This is a genomic window from Bacillus sp. NPDC060175, assembly GCF_042728695.1.
Taxonomy (GTDB): Bacteria; Bacillota; Bacilli; order Bacillales; family Bacillaceae_G; genus Bacillus_A.
The window spans coordinates 1-6,323 of record NZ_JBHWYR010000146.1; the positions used below are offsets into that span (position 1 = coordinate 1).

At 27.4% G+C, this 6,323-nt stretch carries 6 protein-coding genes; all 6 read right to left on the minus strand.

What is annotated here, in order from left to right:
• The coding region (locus tag ACFWDE_RS29565; protein WP_377896276.1) for a YcaO-like family protein at window positions 1-1,572 on the minus strand (1,572 nt) is incomplete at its 3' end.
• Window positions 1,573-1,588: 16 nt separating this feature from the next.
• Window positions 1,589-2,416: a hypothetical protein gene (locus ACFWDE_RS29570; RefSeq protein WP_341305768.1), complete on the minus strand. Its 828-nt coding sequence runs from the start codon at window positions 2,414-2,416 to the stop codon at window positions 1,589-1,591.
• A 4-nt stretch (window positions 2,417-2,420) separates the two neighbouring features.
• Complete coding sequence (locus tag ACFWDE_RS29575) at window positions 2,421-3,176, minus strand: SagB/ThcOx family dehydrogenase (protein ID WP_341305767.1); 756 nt, start codon at window positions 3,174-3,176, stop codon at window positions 2,421-2,423.
• Between the two features lie 7 nt (window positions 3,177-3,183).
• Window positions 3,184-3,987 (minus strand): thiopeptide-type bacteriocin biosynthesis protein, encoded by an 804-nt coding sequence (locus tag ACFWDE_RS29580; protein WP_341305766.1) that lies wholly within the window; start codon window positions 3,985-3,987, stop codon window positions 3,184-3,186.
• A complete protein-coding gene (locus tag ACFWDE_RS29585; protein WP_377896277.1) occupies window positions 3,980-5,200 on the minus strand; it encodes a hypothetical protein in 1,221 nt (406 codons plus the stop codon). The genes ACFWDE_RS29580 and ACFWDE_RS29585 overlap by 8 nt, the downstream gene beginning before the upstream one ends.
• Window positions 5,175-6,323 (minus strand): YcaO-like family protein (locus tag ACFWDE_RS29590; protein ID WP_377896278.1); only part of this gene is annotated, 1,149 nt, incomplete at its 5' end. The genes ACFWDE_RS29590 and ACFWDE_RS29585, both read right to left, overlap by 26 nt.

The window sequence follows — 6,323 nt, forward strand, 5'->3', positions numbered from 1 at the left end:
TTGTAAAACCTTAATTTCTTGATTGAAAGAAATTTTCTGTTTTTGAATATATATTTCATTATTGTTTAAACGAGGATATGAAAGTGCTTGATAAATTATCTCCTTATCATTACCTTTCCCTAATAATTCTTTTATTTTATTATAATTAGAGTTAACTACTTTTGAGTATGCAAATTCTTTTACTTCCTCTCCACTTAAGATCATATCAATCGATTTAAGGTATGATAAAGTAAGATAATTTAACTTATCTCTATATGAAATTGGGAATTTAATAAACCCTGTTAGAAGACTATTATCTGCAACTCCTAAATCTTTAAAATATTTAATCGTCTGCATTCTTTCATTTTTATCTAATTCTACAAAATTAAGTAATGCACGAGTGTGATTCTCATTATTTCTATACCATTGTAATACATTACTCATAGATAAATTCACATTACTCACATCAGGAACAATGAATTTACATACATTAAATCCCTTATAGCTATAATCTTTAAAATACACTTTGTTCCCTAACTCTAAAAGTAATTTTTCATAAATAAATAATGCAGAATCATTATCTTCACCAAATTCATATGTAAAATTATCAATAGATTCTTTATTAAAGAATTCAGGAGGATAATATCCATCGCCATCTTTCATTATATCCTCTAGATTTTTTTCAATCAAAACTTTATTCTCTGGATAAATTCTAGCTTTCCAAAAATCATTCTCAAGCTTTCGACCTTGCATTAGTTCTGTAAAACATCTTTCTAAAGCAACTGTAAAAGAAAAATGAGCTCCAAACTTAACAAAATACTTTCCATCATTCTTTTTATAAACAATCACACAGACTACCGGTAATTGCTCTTTAATACAAACCGAACGCACCTCTATTTCTAATTCATTTAGATCTTTAAACTGATTAATTTTTTCTACTAACTTATCATCCGCTAACCGTTCCCAATTTTCAATCATCGGGAGGGTCATCCTATTAATTACAGATTCCCTGTTTGCATATCTCTCAAAAACTTCACTTAACCCCTGTATCTTAGCCTCCAATAATGTATTACCAAATGCTATACCATTTGTTGTATACATTGCATCTATGTATGAAACAGGAATATCTATAGATTCTTTATTAAAATAATCTTCATAAGTTTCTATAACTATTTTTTTCTCATCTAAATCTTTAAAGTAATATTTTTGAATTTCATTTAAAAAATATTGATCTATGTTTGCATTTAACTTTTCATTTACAAAATCAATATCATATCCAAGACTATCAACAACACTTAAATTCCTGTCTAATTCAATACTTTTTTGATCCATTTTATAATTAAATCTAAATAAAACACTTGACAAAATCCTCTCCGTTAGTTCTCCATATGCGCTTGCTTGTGTAAAAATATCAGTTGTCCCTTTTCCATTTACAAATAATGGAGTTGTATTTAATTGCAATAGTTGAGACTTAAATCCATTTGTATTTAGTAACTCATGTTCCTTAATGTTTACTTGAAGGTCTTTTAAAAAAACCTTAATTTTATTAATCGTTTCCTTTGGATCTACCATTTTATGTCTATTATAATTCACTTTCATTTCTCCTTTTCTATAAAATAATATCTTCTGCCGAAAAATTCTTTTTATTAATCATAAAAATTTTCCCTTTACACAAACTTATATCTTCTACACATAAATTCATCAAATTCTCATGGTATTTTGGTAATTCATAAGTTAGCAGTGAAGAGATTAAAGCATTAGCTTCCAATGATAAAGGTGTATTTTCAAAATAGTGCCCTTCGTATATTTTTAAAACTGATACTTTCTGTTCATTTCCAATTAAACCAGGGCCAATCACTATTTCTTTCTTTGTCTCACCGTAATACAACCTAATTAAATTTTTCTTATTACAAGTATCCTCTATATACTCGATGTCGTCTCTAGACACACTATTATAATTAACCAAATAAACCTTTTTATCATTACACACAGCATTATTAAATATGCTTTTAAGCTGATTAGTTGAATACCTGCTAACTCTAAAATTATCAAACGATAAATCCTCATATACAGAAATATTGAAAATCCGGTAAAACAAATGAAACATTTCAATATTTATTTGTATTAAATTACTCTTCAAAACATAAGAATCTTTTAAATTTAATGCAAACTGAATACTAAACTTTTGTATTTTTGCTAACTGCTCCAATTCTTCTTTACCAAATTCTTTTAGATATTTGTTAAAAGCGGGATTTATTAAATTAAATAATTTTTGCTGATCAGTGCTGTTTAAATCTATTTCATTTAATTTTTGAAATTGTTCTTTTCGATTATTCTTAATATCAAGAGCTTTTTCAGCCTTATTAGTTTTAAAATTATATATGACTAAAGTTCCTGCTTCTTCAAATAATCTATAGTTATTTTTCCAAAAAAGCATACATTCACCCCAAAGCTAAAATATATAGACATTCTTCAGTATCTAATTTTAAGGTTGATTTTACTTCTTCATTATAAAACCCACCTAACGGAACTGATTTAATATTATAATTACTTGCTACCAATTGAAGGTTTTGAGCCATATGCCCTGCCTCTAGTAGTGCCAATCTATATGATAATGCACCATATTTTGAAAATAACTTTTCAAATTCTATAGTTAAAAAAATTAATACATTGGCATCTTCAAAACTTTTAACTCCATACTTTGTAGAAGAACAAATTTCATTAAAATTATAGTTATTCAATTCATGAAGTACTTCTAATCCATCATCATTAACTCTCAATACCTTGTTGTCTATTTTTTTATCAATATTTTTTGCTATTAAATGAACATTAACTGTATATTCTGCTCCAGCCGAAGGATATGCTCTCTTATGCACTATATTTGTTCCATATTTAACTATTTCAGTAACACCTAGTCCTATGTTTAAAATAGCATGTAACTTACTTAAATCTACACAATTATTAAAATCCCATGAAGTTCTCCTTTTTCGAAAAATCTCATGTTTTTCCATTTCCAACTGTTCATTAACAATTAATTCATTCCAATTGATTGTCGAACATACTGTATTTATTACTTCTTCAGTATGAACACTCTTAATATGATTTATGTCCATGTTGCTACGTTCATGTGACGTTAAATAATGAAATTCCATCAACTTTAATATATTATTAAAATTAGACTCTTTCCGTTTCCACACTACACCCTCACCTACTTATACTCATTAATATTTTAGCATAGGATGCCTCCATATCTGCTGTAATACCCAATCGATTATTATGCATATGTATTTGAGAGCTTAATATATATAACATATAATCCTTATTGTTAAGAAGGTGTTTTATTATTTTTAACTCCGTTACAACTTTATTGATTTCTTCCATATAACACTTCTTACTATCTAATGATTTAATGGCAAATTTTAGTTGTTCAATTGCTTTCTCATTAACCTTGAAATTCATTCCATTTTCATATGTTTTCCAAAATGAATAATATTGTCCCATAAAATCATTCACATTAACATCCATGGTTTTTAAAATGCTATATGAAAAGTACAATGAAAGAAGTAATCGTTGATGAAGATTACTTCTTTTTGAAATAATATCACTCGCTAAGTTTGAAGATATATTAAAGATTCTTTCAGATATAGGCATTCCTATTGTCCCACCATACCTTTCAAGTTCAGGCACATACTCAATATATTCTATCGAATATGGGGTATACCATAATAAATTATCTTGATCTTCATAACTTTCTCGAACAGTTATCATTTCATAGTACTCTTTTTTTGAGTAGATCTTCTTATTCTCTATTGGATGTTTACTTATAGTATCTAATAAAATTTTTTCATATATATTACCATCATCTAAAAACCTAATCCTTAAGTGCGGTCCTCCTTCCCAATACCTAATATAAAACCATTGAATATCTTTAAATATTTCTTTTAATTTCACTATTAATCTATCTTGATCATCGAAATTATGAATAAAATAATGAATAGATTTAATCACACTCCCACCTTTCTAACTTATAATTACTTGCTAAACCTTTATCACCTATCATACATGCATATAACGGAAATCCATGTACTTCCCCTTCACTTAAGATATATTTCTCGTTAATATTCCGAATACATCTACAAAAAAGCTTATTAGAAATTCTTGAATTTATTTCATTCATTAATTGTCCACTTAATAAATATGCATACGCCAAATCCTTTTGAGTGAACAAATATTCCGAATCAATAAATATCAGAACTAAATAAGAAACACTATCCAATTCTAAAAAATCCCCAACTTCAAATAATATCTTATGGAAATCTTGATTGAAAACTTTCACCTTTAAATACGGATACTTTGACACTATATCTTTTAAAAAGGAAAAATCAGCACATATTTTTCTTCTAAACGCCAATCCCTGTAGATTGTGACCACTAGTTCTCATATTCATATTTTGAAAATATAGATTATTGAAAGTTGAACGAATCATATTTCTAGAATTGATACATCGATTCTTAAAATCAACATAACTTCTATAATAGTCATCTTTATAGATAGTACGCGCATCAAAATCCACTTTATATTTAGTTTTAAAGATATATTCTGAACTTCTACTTTGAGAAACTGAGGATAACATGATCTTTACACCAGGAAATAAAAAATCATCATTACTAAATGTGCAATCGTGCGGAAAGATTTCTCCACCTTCCATAATTAAACCTTCATGACTTATAAATTGTTGTATATTATCAATTAAATGCCCACCATTAAGTAATGTTAATATAAATCCGAACTTTCCATATATATTATTTATCTCATATATATCAAAATATAAAATCAAAGCGATATTTTCATCTGTCTCATCCACTTCTATTTCATCTATTAATTCAAAACTAGAGGAATATTTCATTAAATAATAGGTGTACATTTTTTTATTGTATGTATGTTTTATCACCAACTTGTGAGTACCTATTCCCCTAGCTTCTGGAAATAACTTATGAGATTGATATGGATTTTCAAATTCTATTCTACATACAGAGAATGCTTTAGCTAATTTTTTTAAAAAAAATTCAAATTCTGTAGTAGTACGCACTTTTTCATTACATACTCTTGAAATATTTTCAATATAACGCGATGATTTCCATTCTTTCTCCCCAGTGACGTATCTATTGATAACCGAATCTTCTATAAAATCTTTTTTAAGGGAAGGGATGTGGTTCATCATAGTATTCTCCCCTATTAAATTCTACCTTATATCTATGCTTCGAATTATTAATAGCAGCATCTAGTCGATTAATGTTTATACGCTTATTCTTATATCCAAAATACATTGTCTGCATTTCTGGTATCACAACTTTAACTACATATAAGCCCTTATTTTGTATAAATCTATTTTCTAAAAGAACACTATATATTTCTTTTATATTCTCCATTTTTTTAATTACGAATTCTACAGCTTCTACATCACTAAAATTCTTCTCTATCTTCGGATATACTTCATACAAATTCTTTTTTTCACTAGTTTCAATTAACCAATCGTACGTAGTAATTTTACTTGGATGTGAATAGTAATTAAAATGATCTGATAGACCTTCAACTTCAAATTTATTATTATATAATTTTCCTACCGCATTATTCGTTCTATAAATGTTATGTGCAACAATAGCTTCTTTTAAAGCCGCATCTACTGCTAATTCAGGGTCAATATGCGTCCCTGAGCTTACATATGTAGCAGGTTTTTCTTTATTTGATATGATTAAACAGAGAATTGTTGGTATATCTATATCAATAGCCATATCAAATAAATAAACTTTCTTTCCATCATTTTCGAAATTTTCTATAATATTTTTTTGTTCTACATTTAAACTCGCTACATCAATCATATCTAATTTAACTTTCTTGTGCCAAAACGTTAAAAATGCATCTCTTTCAATAAACTCTAATAATGCATATAACATCGCTTCGTGATAACTCGTTCCTATTGCGGTGCCATTAGAAGTTTCTAAAACCATTCTCTTATTATCTTTAACAACTAAATCAACAAATTGTAAAGGGATATTTGATGAATCATTTGTCTTATAATTATGTGCTTCAATATAATATATATTCTCATCTTCATACTCTTTCAATTCATTTCTAATATATGGATTTTCAATAACTTCCTTTAAGATGCCTCTGTGGGTACAATTTTCAATATTAAACATGCAAAATCTTTCTATCGCTTCTAAAATAGCTATATTTTCTGCTTCTTGAAAAGTGGTAGCCCTCCCGTATCCAACTATATTTTCTTTAGATTCTAAGATGGAAAATTCTGCTCCTACTATGCAATAATCACTGGAATTAATATC